This is a genomic window from Sphingobacterium sp. B16(2022) (assembly GCF_012030425.1).
Classification (GTDB): domain Bacteria; phylum Bacteroidota; class Bacteroidia; order Sphingobacteriales; family Sphingobacteriaceae; genus Sphingobacterium; species Sphingobacterium anhuiense.
Genome location: NZ_JAAUVN010000004.1, coordinates 123,028 through 139,169 on the forward strand (window position 1 = coordinate 123,028; position 16,142 = coordinate 139,169).

A 16,142-nucleotide genomic window follows, 5' to 3' on the forward strand; every position below is an offset into this window, starting at 1 on the left:
AACAAAAAAGAGAAACATTAAAATTTTATAGCATTTTCTACTTCTTCTCATAAACTACTGCTCGAGAGCCCTTATTAAGTGTAAAAACAATTATTCCATCAAGATCTATTTCATACTTACCCTTCCCTTTAATCACAATCATTGGAGTCAATATCCCCGATTCAACTCTAATTGTACCCGTATGTTGACTTTCGATCTCCACAGTTTGCGTTATACCATTTTTCCTCTTTGCAGAAACCAGAAAAGCTCCATCAGTCAAAAATCTTTTAAAAGAAATATCCTTCCAGGCAGTAGGTACAGCGGGAAAAATTCTTAATTTTCCATTCCAATATTGTAAGCACAGTTCTTGGATGCTTGTCATTGCTGCTAACGGGGTTTCAATTACTGGTCCCGACTCGGCATAAAGCGTATTCTTTTTAATATAAGATTTTAATAAATTATCAAGAGACGCTAAGGCATCATCTCCCCTTCCCATCATGGCATACATCGATGCAGCACCAGTAAATGAATAACCTTGCAAGAACTGATTTTTACTCTGCCAATACTTAATTGAACGCTCAATCAAAACTCTATTTTCCTTTTGATCCCAATTAATTTCATAAAAAGGATAGATCATCATTAAATGCGAATAATGTCTATGTGACTCACCATAAGGAACATCCTTAGCTATCAAATAACCGTTTACCCCTTGTGGAAAATCGACCAAATTTTCGAGTACATCGAGCCATCGATCATATAGAGGATCTTTCCTATTCTTTTCATAATCTAGCTCGATGAGTGATCTAAGCCCCCATCTCAGAATAGCTAGATCATAATTCGTATCATAAGCATACCCATATTTATATTCTGGCGAATAAGTTTTAACAGCGATATGATATTTTCCTGATTCATTTTTTTCTAATAGATGCAAATAATAATTAACAGCCTCTTTAAGTAAGGGAAATAAGCGGTCATATACCTCTTCCTGCATGCCATAGCGATAGTAAGAATAGTAGCTATGCAATAACCAAAGCAAGTTGCCAAGTTCTTTTTCACCATCAGAAGCATCGGAAATTGAGACTCCCTTCTCTAAGAGAACAGGACTCCAGAGATCGTTCGCAGATGAGCGCCCAATAGCAATGCTATTATAACGATAAGCCACAGGAACATTTTCTCTCAAATTGGAGACATTCTGATCAATCATTTGAATTAAAGAATTCGCGATATCAAGATGGTTTGACGTGAAAACAGGAGAATATGTCAATTGCATATTTAAGTTCATCCAGTAAGCTGGCCAAGGAGTAACGCTCGTCCATGGCCCCTGCAAATCTATTGCTGGCTTATTTGTTCTGGTGGCACTTGCTAATTTATACAACTGCATATCATAAAAACGCTGATAAATTTTATCTGGTAATGACAAAGAAGAAGCACTATAATAATTACGCCACCAATTTTGGTGTTTATCCAAGGCTATAGTAATATCTTTAGAATCAAAATGATCAACATAATCAATTGTTTCTTTTAGATAGCTCTTGTTAACCTGATTATATCCAACCGAGACAACATAAACATCATTGTACATACCGAGCATTTTCTTATATACAGTTGCATAGCCACCGCCAGCTAATAACTCTTGATTATAAAAAGAAAATCCCTTACTAGTGCCTGATTTTCCCTCAGGATTGCGAGTATAATAAGTAGGTTTTTGTGTATAATCAAATTTCATACGGGGACTGATAGCAGAATCCGGACACCAGTCAAAAGAGTAGTTCCCATGGTAGTCCTTTTTAATGACTTCAATGAGTATAATATTATCATCAGACAGTGTTGTCGTTTTAATATGCAACATACCATCCGAAGTCTTAATATTCGTTTGAGAATAAGCTTGCTGAATAAAAATATCACCACCTATACTATCAATGTCCACATTAAGGTTTATAGAAAAATGCCCTAGTGACAGACGAGCTTTATCAAAAAGCTTTTCACGATTTTTTTCACGATGATCATAAATATCCGTTCTACCAATATCTATACGTACAGCTTGTGAAGATTTCAAATAGGTCATCGTTCCTAATAAACCATTCCCCGTGAATACCCCTTCGTAAATATTTTTACCCAACTGAGGAATATGAAATATTGGTTTGTCTTGACCCTGAGCACGACAAATAACACATAAGATTGAAATAAAAAAAATATATAAATTCCGCATAAATAGGGTTCAATTGGGCTCTAAAATGTACTTTTTTTAGTAGACACACAAGAGAAACTTACGAAATCGTTTGAGAAGATAATCATGAAAAAAGGGTAATAATGGTTTCAGAAACCATTATTACCCTTTTTTCATGATTATTTAATAAGGATCATAGATCCAATAATAAAACAATTAGATCAATCCACTTAATACTGTCCTGTACTTAAAAGAACCAATGTACAAGCATTTTCAGTATTAATACCTATTGCACCTGCAAGTGCTTCTAATTCCGCATTTTCAGCTCCAGGATTAAAAATAATCCGCTTTGGCTTTGTTTCTAAAATATAATCCAAATAGCTTTTTTGATTTGCTGCGCCAACATACATAGTAATGGTATCAATATCCGTGTGAATAAGTCCCATAGGTTCTATTTCGACACCAGCAACTTCACCCTTCTTAAGCCCAACATTCACAATATCATGTCCATATTGCTTCAATTTATAGGCTGCTTTATACGAATACCTTTCTGAATTAGTACTCGCTCCTATTATTAGCGTTTTTTTCATAACTACTTATTTTATTAAACATCATCAGCCACATTACCAGCATCATTATATATTCCCTTTCTTAAGATAGGCATCCCTAAAATTTTATACAATTCATCCAATTTAACTAAGCTACCATTAGTCATATTCGATAAAAGTACAATCGTAACGTTATTTTTTAGATCCCTAACATACAAATTGCGAAATCCGTGCCACCATCCAGTATGATAGATTATTAGATCATTATTTCTGTGAAAAGTGCGCCAACCTAATCCGTACCCAAATATTCCATTTTTAGATTTCGCACGATCGACATAAGCAGAATCTAACGTTTCTTTCTTTAATAACCTTCCTTCATTTAACGCTAAATCTAATTTATACAGATCCCGAACTGTACTATAAATTCCCTTATCGCCCAGAGGGCCATCTTGAAAATTCTGAACAACAGATCTTCTCCAAACCTTATCGTGACCGATAACATCTGTCGGAATTTTTTCATAAATAGCTTTTGACAATGCAGCTGTATTAGTCATTCCTGCTGGATTAAAGACATTTTCTTTCATCCATTCCGCATAACTTTGATTAGTTACCTTTTCAATAATAGCGCCTAAAACCATGAAATTCGAATTGTTATAAAAGAATTTACCGTCAGGTTTACCATAGCGATTCGGTTTAAACTCAATCAGCATATTCATGACATCTTGATTGGTCATACCCTTCTTTTTTTCCTTCCAATGCTCTTCCGAAAAATAAACATAATTTGGCAATCCAGAACGATGAGACAATAATTGCTTTATTGTAATATCTGGATAGGGAAAATTAGGATAAAAATCATTAATAGTTTGATCCAATTTCAATTTGCCCTCTTCAACCAATTTCAAAATACCAATACCTGTAAGTGGTTTGGAAACAGACGCTAATTCAAATTTCGAATCAATCTTCAAACTATCTTTTAAAAGATAATTTGCCCAACCAAATGAATTCTGATATAAAATCTTTCCATTTTTTGCAATCAGTACATTACCATTAAATCCTACTCTTTTATGCAAATTTTGCATAAAAGCTTCAATTTTAGGATCTGCTTCAGATGGATTGTATATGAGTTTTAAACTGTCAGTCTTAGCCTGTTCAACTAATGCTTTTTTTTGCTTTTCTTCTTTCGAACTACACGATACGGTTGCTATGATAAGAACAGCAACTATGCTTTTTAGTATATATAATTTCACTATTTAACGGATTCTATTTCTTTTCTAATGTATTAATGCTAAAATGCTGATTTTAGTACTAAAAAAAGAAAAAAACAATAAAAAAAGGTCACTTTATATAAAGTGACCTTTTGAATATACTTATTCGAAGTAAGATTACGCTAATAATCTCACTGGATTTTCTAATAATGCTTTTAATGTTTGCAAGAATTGAGCACCAGTAGCACCGTCCACTACACGGTGGTCACAACCTAAAGTCAACTTCATCACATTACCAGGAACAACAGTACCATTCTTAACAACAGGAACTTGTTGAATTGCACCAACAGATAGAATTGCACCATCCGGAGAGTTGATAATTGATGTGAATTCATCAATACCAAACATACCTAAATTAGAAACTGTAAATGTTGAACCTTCCCAGTCAGCTGGAGTTAATTTTTTAGTTTTCGCTTTTTGAGCGAAATCTTTAACTTCTGCAGAAATGTGAGATAATGATTTTCCGTCAGCAAAACGTACAACAGGAACTAATAAGCCATCTTCAACAGCCATTGCAACACCAATATTTGTATGTTCATTAAAACGAATCTTATCACCTTTCCATGAAGAGTTTACGGCAGGATGCTTTTTCAATGCAACTGCAACTGCTTTTACAACGATATCATTGAAAGAAACTTTTACTGGAGCCACTTCATTGATTTGCGTACGAGCAAGCATTGCATTTTCCATGTCAATACTTACCGTTAGGTAAAAATGTGGAGCAGTAAACAAACTTTCACCTAATCGACGTGCAATTGTTTTACGCATTTGAGAAACAGCAACTTCTGTATATCTCTCTTCACCTACAAAAGTAGGTAAAGTGATCGCTTTTGTTTCAGTAGCAACTGGCGCAGCAGTTGTTGAAGCAGGAGCAACTTTAGTAGCTGGAACGTAAGATTCAACATCTTTTTTTACAATACGGCCACCATCAGCAGATCCTTTAATCTCATTCAGGTTGATTCCTTTATCTTTAGCAATTTTACGTGCTAATGGAGATGCTTTCACTCGAGAATCATCGGCTACATCAGTAGCTTTATTTTCCGTAGTTACATTAGCCTCTACCTTTGATTCATTTTTTACTTCGGCAGGAGCAGCTTGAGATGTAGGAGCAGCTTTTTGATTTAACAATGGTGTTACATCTGTTCCTGCAGGACCTACAATAGCAATAATATCATTTACTTTAGCAGCCTCACCTGCCTCAAGACCTACATATAACAATGTGCCATCAGCATAAGCTGTAACCTCCATCGTCGCTTTATCCGTCTCTACATCCGCAATAGAATCATCAGATTTGATTGTATCACCAACTTTAAAATTCCATTGCGCAATTACACCTTCTGTCATCGTATCACTTAACAAAGGCATAGTGATAACTGTAACACCTAAAGACTCCGGTGTTACATTAGACTGAGGAGCTGCTTCAGTCCCAGATGAATTAGAACCTTCTACTTCCTTTTTCTCCGTCACTTCTTCAGCCTGAGGAGCGTCATTTAATAATGCTTGAAAATCTTCTCCAGGTTCTCCAAGAATGGCAATAACAGCATCAATAGCAACTGCTTCACCTTCCTTAGGACCAATATATAAAAGTGTTCCTTCTTGGTATGATTCAAAATCCATCGTCGCTTTATCAGTTTCGATTTCAGCAACTAAATCACCAGAATTAACTTTATCACCAACTTGTTTGTGCCATTTTGCGATAACCCCTTCGGTCATGGTATCGCTCATTTTCGGCATTCTAACTACTTCAGCCATTGTATTTTATTTATCTAGTTAAAGTAACTTATATTAATCTAATATAAATGGATAATCCTCTTGAACGTACACATCTTTGTACAATTCATCAGCTGTAGGGAAAGGAGATTCTTCAGCAAATTTCACAGATTCATCTACAATACTTTTCACTTCAGCATCCACTTCAGCAAACCAAGCCTCATCAGCATAATTGTTTTCAACAATAGCATGCTTTGTCGCCAACAATGGATCACGTCCTTTATATTCTTCTAATTCTTCTTTCGTACGATATTTCGCAGGATCGGACATCGAGTGACCTTTGTAACGGTATGTACGTATTTCCAAGAAAGTAGGTCCTTCCCCAGCACGAGCACGTTGAACAGCTTCATCCATCGCATTGTGTACAGCTACGACATCCATACCATCTACTGGTGCACAAGGCATATCAAAACCCAGTCCCATTTTATAAATATCTTGCATATTGGTTGTACGTTGTACGGAAGTACCCATTGCATAACCATTGTTTTCACAAACAAAAATTACAGGCAATTTCCACAACATGGCCATGTTCAAAGTTTCATTAAAAGCACCTTGACGAACTGCGCCATCACCCATGTAACATACGTTAACATTATTTGTACCCAAATATTTTTCAGCAAAAGCGATACCAGCTCCTAATGGAATCTGACCACCAACAATACCATGGCCACCCATCATTTTATGTTCTTTCGAGAAAAAGTGCATAGATCCACCTTTTCCTTTTGAACAACCTGTTGCTTTTCCAAACATCTCAGCCATACATTCATTCGCTGACACACCTTTTGCTAAAGCATGTGCGTGATCACGGTAGGCTGTAATTAAAGAATCTTCAGGTTTGATAACAGACATTGTACCTGCTACTACTGCCTCTTGTCCAATGTACAAGTGACAGAAACCACGGATTTTTTGTTGTCCATAAAGTTGACCTGTCTTCTCTTCAAACTTACGCATAAGTAGCATAGATCTATACCACTCTAAATATGTCTCTTTTGTTATAGGTGTTGAACTCATTTCAAAGTTTTGAATTTCTTACTAATCTTGACTACAAATCTAATCAATTTGGGTGATATTTTGGTCAGAAAATCAAATTTTCTTCTTGTTTTAGACAGTTCTAAGACATTTGATTTAAACGACATAAGAAGATACCCAAATAAATGACTGGCTTAATTTAGTAAATTAAAAAAAGAACAAACAAAAAAGCCAAAAGACATATTATTCTTTTGGCTTTTTTGTTTTGTAACAAATATGATTTTAGCTCAATTCAACAATCAAACTTGATTCATCTATTTTTCTTTGATCACCTGTTTGCATATCTTTCAATGAAAGCTGGCCTGAAGAAACTTCCTCTTCACCAATTAATAGAACAAATGGAATGCCTTTACTGTCGGCATAACTCATCTGTTTTTTCAATTTCGCGGCTGTTGGATAAAGCTCGACTGCAATGTTCGCCTTACGTAGGCGATTTAGAAGAGGTAATGTAAAGGACTCGGTTTCTTTATCAAAGTTCACAATCAAAAGCTTAGTGTAATCTCCCTTAGCCTCAGGGTAAAGATTTAATTCTTCTAGAACGTCATAGATACGATCGGCACCGAAAGACACACCTACACCGGTCAATCCTTTCAAACCAAACATACCTGTCAAATCATCGTAGCGTCCACCACCACCGATGCTCCCCATAGCGACTTCATTCGTTTTTACCTCGAAAATGCAGCCCGTATAATAATTCAACCCACGCGCTAGGGTAATATCAACCTCTACAAATTGGTTTAAAACTTCATTTGAAGAATCCAACTTAGAAATATAATCAAACGATTCTTCTATTTCTGCTATTCCCTTTAATCCTATTTCCGAATTTGATAATACGTGCTTTAAGGCAGACAATTTCTTTAGATTTGATCCCTCTAATAAAATAATTGGACGTAAAATTTCTAAATCCGCTGCTGTAAAACCTCGTTCTAATAGTTCTTTATTTACACCTTCTAAACCGATCTTATCCAATTTATCGATCGCAACTGTCATATCGACAATAAGTTCCGGCTTGCCAATAATCTCAGCAATACCTGAAAGAATCTTACGGTTGTTAATTTTAATCGTAAAATCTTGCAGTCCCAAATTTTTCAATGCTTCATGATAGATCAAAATAAACTCAGCTTCATTCAATAGGCTTTCAGAACCCACTACATCTACATCACACTGATAGAATTCGCGATAACGACCTCTTTGAGGACGATCAGCGCGCCATACAGGTTGAATTTGAAAACGTTTAAAAGGTAAAGAAATATCATTTTGATGCATGACAACGTAACGAGCAAACGGTACAGTGAGATCATAACGAAGTGCTTTTTCAGAAATATATGAGATTAATTTAGTTGAAGACTTGGATTCAACTAAATCATTGGGAGCTTTACTCAAATAATCTCCAGAATTCAAAATCTTGAAAATTAACTGATCCCCTTCATCACCATACTTTCCCGTAAGTGTCTGCAAATTTTCAAAAGAAGGAGTTTGAATTTCACTGTAACCATACTTTTTAAAAACACGCTTAAGTGTATTGAAAATATAATTACGTTTAAGCATTTCGGCAGGTGAAAAATCACGTGTGCCTTTTGCTAAAGAAGGTTTTACTGTTGCCATTTGGCAAAGTTAATATTTAAGAAGGATTTATTGGAACTTCGAAGAAAAAAGCTTAGTCAAGCTCTAAAATTTTCAAATACTCACAAGCTTTTTCTGCAGCTGTTTTTTCAGCGCTTTTTTTATTGAAATCTTGTCCTAGGCCACAAACTTCACCTTGTACAACTGCTTCAATAGAAAACATTTTATTCGATTCACCAGGAGGATTATCAATTTGATTGAATACAACCTCTTTACCATTATGCTGGCACCATTCGATCAAACGACTTTTAAAATTAGTTTCCGTTTGTTCCAATAAGTGAATATCTACATGTGGTTTAATAATACGGTTTAACAGAAAATTTTTAGTAAACACATACCCTTTGTCCAAATATACGGCACCGATAAGTGCTTCAAAAGCATCACCTAGCAGAGAGCCTTGTTTATTGGGAAAGCTAATCATTCTCGCGTCAAACTGAATAAGCTCATTTAATCCGAGCTTCCGAGAAAGTTGATTAAGATGTACACGACTGACAATTTTAGATCTCATTTCAGTCAAAAAGCCTTCGTCTTTATAAGGGTATTTTTTAAATAGTAGTTCAGCAACCACTGAACCTAAAATAGCATCTCCCAAAAATTCCAATCTTTCGTTGCTATTTTTGGAACCTTCCTTGATCACAACAGCTACAGACTTATGCCTAAAAGCCATTTGATAAAGTCGTATGTTTCCAGGGACAAAACCTAACAGGTTCTTGAGCTTTCTAACATAAGCTTTGTCAGCAGAAAAATATAATTTATAAATCCTTGAAAAAGGCATCTTAGTCTAAAAAAGGGACAACAGGTATAAAGCACCTGTTGTATCCCAATTATTTTAATAACTTAAATAAAGTAATATTAAGCTTTGTATTTCTTCACAACAATAGTTGCGTTATGACCACCAAAACCAAAAGTATTACTCATTGCAGCATTTACAATACGCTTTTGAGCTTTATTAAATGTGAAATTTAATCTGTTATCCAATTCCGGATCATCTGTAAAATGATTAATAGTAGGTGGTACTATATCATTTTGAACAGCTAAAATAGAAGCAATAGTTTCAATCGCACCAGCAGCACCTAAAAGGTGTCCTGTCATTGATTTTGTCGAACTAATGTTCAATTTATAAGCGTGCTCACCAAATAAATCTACAATAGCTTTAGTTTCACTAATATCCCCTACCGGAGTAGAAGTGCCATGCACATTGATATAGTCAATATCTGTGAAATCTAGTTCCGCATCATTAACCGCCATTGTCATCGCAAGTTTAGCACCTAAGCCCTCTGGATGAGAAGCTGTGATGTGATGTGCATCAGCACTCATACCCCCACCCCCAATTTCAGCATAAATTTTAGCACCACGCGCTAATGCGTGTTCTAAACTTTCTAATATGATCGCACCAGACCCTTCACCAGAAACAAAACCATCACGATCCTTATCAAAAGGACGTGAAGCTGTTTTAGGATCATCATTTCTAGTTGACAATGCATGCATTGCATTAAATCCACCGATTCCAGCTTCATTAATAGTTGCCTCAGATCCACCAGTTACGATTACATCAGCTTTACCCATACGGATATAGTTAAAAGCATCAATCATCGCATTGGTTGCCGAAGCACATGCGGAGACAGCCGAAAAGTTAGGTCCACGAAGTCCGTGACGCATAGAAATATGTCCCGGAGCAATATCGACAAGCATTTTTGGAATGAAGAAAGGATTGAAACGTGGTGTTCCATCCCCTTTTGCGAAATTTACAACTTCATCTGTGAAAGTTGTCAATCCCCCAATTCCTGATCCCCAAATAACTCCGATACGATTTGTATCTAAATTTTCAAAAATTAAACCAGCATCCTTAATTGCTTCATCAGATGATGCAATAGCATACTGTACAAAAGGATCTACTTTGCGAGCTTCCTTGCGATCCATAAATTCATGTGGATCAAACCCCTTCACTTCACAAGCGAATTGGGTTTTAAATTTTGACGCATCAAAATGCGTAATGGGAGCAGCACCGCTTACACCATCTAGTAAACTATTCCAATATTCTGAAACGGTATTACCAATTGGTGTAAGTGCGCCTAATCCTGTTACTACTACTCTTTTAAGCTCCATTTATACGATTTGGCCCAATTAAATTAGTTAGTTAACGTTTTTTTCTAAATAAGTGATTGCTTGTCCCACTGTACCAATAGTTTCAGCTTGGTCATCAGGTATTGCAACGTTGAATTCTTTCTCAAATTCCATGATTAACTCTACAGTATCAAGTGAATCTGCACCTAAATCATTAGTGAAAGAAGCTTCTGGTGTTACCTCGTTTTCGTCTACACCTAATTTTTCAACGATAATTGCCTTTACTCTTGAAGCGATATCTGACATGATTTTATAGTTTAATTGTTTAATAAATCTGTGCAAAGAAAAATAAATTTCATCAAATATAAAAATCCATTTGATTTTTAGATTGTCAAATTATTTCCCAACCCGGTACAGCTACACCCTTAACTCGCTATAAACTAACCGTATTCAAGTATAACAATAATTCCTAATATGTACAAACATAGAGGCAATTAATTGAAATTTTACATTAAATTCACAGCATTTGCATCATTTTTTTGTATTTTCGTCAAGAACACAAGCTTAAATTTTCACTTTGAATAACAAAACGATACTAAAATGGGACCTAGAATTTGATGCCGAATTAGACTTCGTCCTTATTGCCATTTCATCTCCTTTAAAAGATTACCGTCTCTGCCATTTTATTAATAAGCTAACGCTCCTAAATTTTGTCAGAGGAAAAGAAGATAAATTTGACCATAATCAAAAGTTAAAGCAAAAAACTTCTGAAGAATTAGAGTATCATATTGTTTTTGACAATGCTAAAAAATCGAAGCAGCACTTTACTACCTTCTGGTATATAAATACCAAATTTCAAACAGAATATTATTTAATCAACAATAAAAGTATCGAAGGTAATTTATTAATACCGGAGCATCCTAATTTCGATTATTTTATAATTATCAAAAATTATATTGATGATGATGACCTGGATCGTATAGTAAAAAATATAAACAAAATACCCGAAGTCGTGTTTGTAAAAGAAATATCACCAAAAATATTGAAATCCAAAGAAAATCTGATATTTTAGCAAACTATTTAATAGTGTACAAGATACACCCCTTAAATCTAAATTATCCTCGTTAGTAAAACGAGTTTTATAATTTCACAAAAAAAATGAAGTTATATAAAAATAAAAATACATAGTAATAAAAAAATTAGAATGGAAAAAGTTCAAAAAAGGACTAAAATTGTTGCAACACTAGGTCCTGCATCTGCTGATAAACAAGTGCTAACAAATATGATTGCTAAAGGTGTAGACGTATGTCGTTTAAACTTTTCACACGGTAGTCAAGAAGATCATTTGAAAGTAATTGAAACCATCAATGCGATCAATGAAGAAACTAATTTTAATGTCGCTATTTTAGCCGATCTACAAGGTCCTAAGATCCGTATCGGAAAAATGAAAGAAGGTGGCGCTATATTAGTAAATGGCTCACAAGTTGAAATCACTACACATGAATTAATCGGTGATGAAGAGAAAATTTACATCACTTATGAAAATTTCCCAAATGATGTTGCTGCTAATGAAATCATCTTATTAGATGATGGCAAATTGCAATTGCGTGTTTTAAACACCAACTATAAAGATACTGTTACTTGTGAGGTTGTACATGGAGGTGTATTAACTTCTCGTAAAGGGGTTAATTTACCAAACACAAAAGTTTCAATTCCTTCTTTAACAGAAGAAGATCTAGATAATTTAAATTTTGCACTTGACCATGGTGCAGATTGGATTGCAATGTCATTTGTACGTTCAGCAGAAGATATTTACCAATGTAAAAAAATCATTGCTGAAAAAGGAAGCCACGCACAAGTAATCGCAAAAATCGAAAAACCCGAGGCTATCGAAAATATTGATGCTATCATCGAAGCAACTGATGCAATTATGGTTGCACGTGGTGATCTAGGTGTTGAAATGCCAATGGAAGAAGTACCAGGTTTACAAAAAATCATCGTTCAAAAATGTCGTGATTTATCAAAACCGGTTATCATTGCAACTCAGATGTTAGAAAGTATGATCACAACTCCACGTGCTACACGTGCTGAAGTTAATGATGTTGCTAACTCGGTTATTGATGGAGCTGATGCAGTGATGTTAAGCGGAGAAACATCTGTAGGTGAATTTCCTGAAATCGTTATCGAAACAATGAGTAAAATCATTATCCACGTGGAACAAACATCATATCCATATTATAATGAGAAAGTTAGTGAGATTAGCGATGGAACTAAAATTCCAGATGCAATTTGTGCGTCTTCGGTATATTTAGCAAAGAAAACAGATGCTGCCGCAATTGCTGTTTTAACATCTTCTGGTGCTACTGCATTTGAAATCGCAAGTTACAGACCGAACGCTGATATCATGGTTTTTACAGGAACTAAAAAATTGTTACGTCAATTAAGTTTATTATGGGGTGTTAAAACCTTTATTTATGACAAATTTGACAGTACAGACGGTTCTATTCATGATGTTAATAAATTTATTGTTAAGAATAACTATATCGCTCCGGGTTCGATTGTGATTAACACTGCATCGACACCGTTAATCGAAAAAGGAAAAACGAACACAATTCGTGTTTCCCAATTGTAATCAGCATAATATTAAAAAAATAGAAAAGCGCTTTTCCATGAATAAATTGGAGAGCGCTTTTTTTGTTGCAATATATTTAGAAGTTATTGTTAAAAATGACATAGTTCCCATATACAAAGCATTTAATAAAAAAAGTAACCTGATTTAAGCCGATATTTACTACAGAATCAATTAGCTAAATTGTCTCAACCATATTCCTAAATTAGTAAATATGTACATTCTCAATCGTTTATTCTTGTACATATTATTTTTTATTAGAGTAGTAAAGATGTTACACAGCAGGACAAAGAACATACCCCTGAAGAGAATATAGAAATTAGCGCATTTTACTTTCGCGTCTCAAACAATCCGTCATTGATTAAAGATCTAAAACCATTAAAAGATGGCGACACCTACTAAGCAACCTTTTCAACTACCGCTGAAAAGGTGCTTATTGATGGACTACAACAACAAAGTGAGATTACTGTCAAGGATTTTAAAAATAAAGTAAAGTTCAGCTTTAAGCTATGAAAATCGGTAAAGATTTAGAGGTACCTTTTTAACAATACTATTATTCCAGTAGGTTTTTTTAACCTTAAATGATGCCTATCAAGGTAGCTATGTTCTTACCCAGCAAATCGAAATTAATGAAAATAGGGTTGATATCGGGAATGATGGACACCTACTTGAACTAGACACTTATTGATAATTTAGGCAATTAAACAACCTTCTTCATTCCGGATTGTCCACTAAGTATTATTTAACTCTAGAGTGAGCCAAAAGAAAATCTAAATTATCTATAAATCCACCATTTTCTAATTTATACCCAACCTACAGTTAGATATAAATTAGAATGTCAAAACAAGTACAAAATAAATGCTCAAAATCATTAGATAAAATTTATAATAAAAAATACCAAGGCAAGGAATTTTAAAAAATAAATCATTATATTTCATAATATTTACAGCCAATTAAATAATATAGAAAAAAATGCTACCAACTCTTAACCACAACATTGATTTTAAAAAGGCTAGCTTTAAGGAATTTGAAAATATTCCAAACTATGACATGGTCCAATCAGCTACTGCTTTTCAGGAATTTACTGATTACATGAGCGAAAATGATCATATGAATTTTCGGTTCGTTACCAAAGGGTGTGGACCAGTCGTTCAAGTGAAAACATCCTTCATGAAAAATTCAAAGGAATGTATCAGTTTAGTCTCAAATGACTACCTAAATTTCACCCAGCATCCGAAAGTGAAGCAAGCAGCAATTGAAGGTATAATGAAATATGGAACAGGGGCAGGTGCATCTCCTCTTATTGGAGGCCATCATGAATATCATGTTCAACTTGAAGATAAACTATCTGATTTTTTCAATAGACCAACAGGCTCCTCAATTGTCTATACAACAGGATATACAGCAAACACAGCAACGCTACAATCATTACTAAAAGAAGAAGATTGTGCTATTGTTGATATGGAAGTACACGCTAGTGTTTACGAAGGTTTAAATAGCACAAACACAAAACGTTTTCCTCACAATAGTATGATTCATTTGGAAAGAGCTTTGGTTGATGCTCAAAACAAATTCAGGACAAAACTGGTCATCATTGATGGTGTTTACTCACAAAATGGAGATCTTGCGAAAATGGATGAAATATATGATCTCTGTGAAAAATATGGTGCTTATTTAATGGTAGATGATGCACATGGCATCGGTGTAATAGGTGAAAAAGGACGAGGATGCATTGAAGTTTATAATTTATTAAATAAAGTTCACATCATTTCTGGCACTTTAAGCAAAGCATTTGGACATATTGGCGGTTTTATTGTGTCAACTCCAGAAATTATAAATTATTTACGCTATCAAGCTAGGCAACAAGTATTTTCTTCAACATCATCACCCGCCGCCAATGGCTTAATTAAAGCGATCGCACTCATTGATGAAGAACCACAATGGAGAACCAAATTAGCAGAAAATATTGCTTATTTTAAAAACGGACTTCTTTCACTGAACTTAAATATAGGCACAACACAGTCTCCAATAATTCCTGTGAAGATTGGGGATCCACACAAAACTGCGCAAGTAGCACGAATGCTACTAGAGGCCGGTGTATATGCAAATTGCATTGTTTATCCTGGTGTTTCTAAAAAAGATGCACGCATCAGAACCAGCTTAATGGCTACACATAGCAAGGAGCATTTAGACCATGTTTTAAATGCTTTTGAACATATTGGCAAAAAAATTGATCTTACTAAGACAAGATAAAAGCATCTAATTGAAAGAAAGCAATATATTTAATTAACTTTGATCCTAAAGTTTAACTAAATATATTACGGCAGTGTCTAACTAAATATATTACTTCAATGGCCAGAAAAACGTATCAAGGAGAAAAGAACGATAAAAGTAGAACGATGACCAAACTTATCCAAGCAGTGGGTGCAGTTTTGGAAAAAAAAGGATATACAGGACTTTCAATCGCGAATATTGCCAGTACTGCTGGAGTAGACAGAAAATTAATCTCAGTATACTTTGGAAGTGTTGACAATCTTATCGAAACATATATAAAAGGTAAGGACTACTGGGTAGAAGCAACCATTGCTGCTGAGGAAACACTTGCAAAAGCTTCAGGTACTAGCTCTCGCCTTTTCCTTGAAAACTTATTACTGGAGCAAATTGATCAATTCACATTGAATGAAGAAATGCAAAAAGTAGTACTTTGGCAGATCAGTGAAAAATCTGATATTATGTCCCATGTAACGCAGACTAGAGAGAAGATGAGTGCCCTGTTTTTCCCATATTCTGATAAAGAACTCGCTGGAAAAGATGTTGATCTTAGAGCCGTCTCTAGTTTACTAGTAGCTGGTATATATTATCTTGTATTGCATACAAAAACAACAGATAGTACCTTTTGTGAGATAAACTTAACAACAGAAGAAGGAATAAATCGAATTAAAGATGCTGTTAAATTCATTTTAAAACAGACTTACGGGGTAAAGTAACGTCAATAGCTTAGTTGTTATTGACCTATTTTTATTTTCTAAATGTTAATTAAAACACAGTTTTTTACATCTAATAAGGAA

General features: G+C 34.7%; 13 protein-coding genes. 4 read left to right on the forward strand and 9 right to left on the reverse strand.

The features are described 5' to 3' along the window. Positions 1-37: 37 nt before the first annotated feature. The 9 genes from HCX49_RS18860 to HCX49_RS18900 all read right to left on the reverse strand — a co-directional run bounded on the left by HCX49_RS18860 (position 38) and on the right by HCX49_RS18900 (position 10,751). Positions 38-2,188, reverse strand: a complete 2,151-nt coding sequence (locus tag HCX49_RS18860; RefSeq protein ID WP_168127896.1) for a glycosyl hydrolase family 95 catalytic domain-containing protein — start codon at positions 2,186-2,188, stop codon at positions 38-40. 188 nt (positions 2,189-2,376) lie between these two features. Then, positions 2,377-2,736, reverse strand: coding sequence for a CoA-binding protein (locus tag HCX49_RS18865; RefSeq protein ID WP_168127897.1), 360 nt, complete (start codon positions 2,734-2,736; stop codon positions 2,377-2,379). Between the two features lie 14 nt (positions 2,737-2,750). Then, entirely contained in the window at positions 2,751-3,941 is a 1,191-nt protein-coding gene (locus tag HCX49_RS18870) for a serine hydrolase domain-containing protein (protein WP_132771550.1), read from the reverse strand. 135 nt (positions 3,942-4,076) lie between these two features. Then, positions 4,077-5,711, reverse strand: a complete 1,635-nt coding sequence (locus HCX49_RS18875; protein ID WP_168127898.1) for a pyruvate dehydrogenase complex dihydrolipoamide acetyltransferase — start codon at positions 5,709-5,711, stop codon at positions 4,077-4,079. Positions 5,712-5,744: 33 nt separating this feature from the next. Further along, positions 5,745-6,740, reverse strand: coding sequence for a pyruvate dehydrogenase (acetyl-transferring) E1 component subunit alpha (pdhA, locus tag HCX49_RS18880; RefSeq protein WP_045753966.1), 996 nt, complete (start codon positions 6,738-6,740; stop codon positions 5,745-5,747). 240 nt (positions 6,741-6,980) lie between these two features. Next, positions 6,981-8,363, reverse strand: coding sequence for a histidine--tRNA ligase (hisS, locus tag HCX49_RS18885; protein WP_168127899.1), 1,383 nt, complete (start codon positions 8,361-8,363; stop codon positions 6,981-6,983). A 52-nt stretch (positions 8,364-8,415) separates the two neighbouring features. Then, entirely contained in the window at positions 8,416-9,156 is a 741-nt protein-coding gene (rnc, locus tag HCX49_RS18890) for a ribonuclease III (RefSeq protein WP_132771553.1), read from the reverse strand. Between the two features lie 77 nt (positions 9,157-9,233). Further along, a complete protein-coding gene (gene fabF / locus HCX49_RS18895) occupies positions 9,234-10,487 on the reverse strand; it encodes a beta-ketoacyl-ACP synthase II (RefSeq protein ID WP_021192393.1) in 1,254 nt (417 codons plus the stop codon). 27 nt (positions 10,488-10,514) lie between these two features. Next, positions 10,515-10,751, reverse strand: a complete 237-nt coding sequence (locus HCX49_RS18900; RefSeq protein ID WP_021192392.1) for an acyl carrier protein — start codon at positions 10,749-10,751, stop codon at positions 10,515-10,517. A gap of 271 nt (positions 10,752-11,022) precedes the next feature. Here HCX49_RS18900 and HCX49_RS18905 point away from each other — a divergent pair, with 271 nt between their 5' ends. From HCX49_RS18905 to HCX49_RS18920, 4 genes are all read left to right on the forward strand, one after another. Beyond that, a complete protein-coding gene (locus HCX49_RS18905; protein WP_132771554.1) occupies positions 11,023-11,517 on the forward strand; it encodes an IPExxxVDY family protein in 495 nt (164 codons plus the stop codon). Between the two features lie 132 nt (positions 11,518-11,649). After that, on the forward strand, positions 11,650-13,077 hold the full coding sequence (pyk, locus tag HCX49_RS18910; protein WP_021192390.1) for a pyruvate kinase: 1,428 nt from the start codon (positions 11,650-11,652) through the stop codon (positions 13,075-13,077). A 969-nt stretch (positions 13,078-14,046) separates the two neighbouring features. Further along, on the forward strand, positions 14,047-15,327 hold the full coding sequence (locus HCX49_RS18915) for an aminotransferase class I/II-fold pyridoxal phosphate-dependent enzyme (RefSeq protein ID WP_168127900.1): 1,281 nt from the start codon (positions 14,047-14,049) through the stop codon (positions 15,325-15,327). 98 nt (positions 15,328-15,425) lie between these two features. Beyond that, positions 15,426-16,061: a TetR/AcrR family transcriptional regulator gene (locus HCX49_RS18920; RefSeq protein ID WP_132771557.1), complete on the forward strand. Its 636-nt coding sequence runs from the start codon at positions 15,426-15,428 to the stop codon at positions 16,059-16,061. Positions 16,062-16,142 lie beyond the last annotated feature (81 nt).

Bases quoted from the DNA above. Each gene is read 5' to 3' on its own strand.
- HCX49_RS18860 (WP_168127896.1), bottom strand. From the start codon at position 2,188: ATGCGGAATTTATATATTTTTTTTATTTCAATCTTATGTGTTATTTGT.
- HCX49_RS18865 (WP_168127897.1), bottom strand. From the start codon at position 2,736: ATGAAAAAAACGCTAATAATAGGAGCGAGTACTAATTCAGAAAGGTAT.
- HCX49_RS18875 (WP_168127898.1), bottom strand. From the start codon at position 5,711: ATGGCTGAAGTAGTTAGAATGCCGAAAATGAGCGATACCATGACCGAA.
- pdhA (WP_045753966.1), bottom strand. From the start codon at position 6,740: ATGAGTTCAACACCTATAACAAAAGAGACATATTTAGAGTGGTATAGA.
- hisS (WP_168127899.1), bottom strand. From the start codon at position 8,363: ATGGCAACAGTAAAACCTTCTTTAGCAAAAGGCACACGTGATTTTTCA.
- rnc (WP_132771553.1), bottom strand. From the start codon at position 9,156: ATGCCTTTTTCAAGGATTTATAAATTATATTTTTCTGCTGACAAAGCT.
- fabF (WP_021192393.1), bottom strand. From the start codon at position 10,487: ATGGAGCTTAAAAGAGTAGTAGTAACAGGATTAGGCGCACTTACACCA.
- HCX49_RS18900 (WP_021192392.1), bottom strand. From the start codon at position 10,751: ATGTCAGATATCGCTTCAAGAGTAAAGGCAATTATCGTTGAAAAATTA.
- pyk (WP_021192390.1), top strand. From the start codon at position 11,650: ATGGAAAAAGTTCAAAAAAGGACTAAAATTGTTGCAACACTAGGTCCT.
- HCX49_RS18915 (WP_168127900.1), top strand. From the start codon at position 14,047: ATGCTACCAACTCTTAACCACAACATTGATTTTAAAAAGGCTAGCTTT.
- HCX49_RS18920 (WP_132771557.1), top strand. From the start codon at position 15,426: ATGGCCAGAAAAACGTATCAAGGAGAAAAGAACGATAAAAGTAGAACG.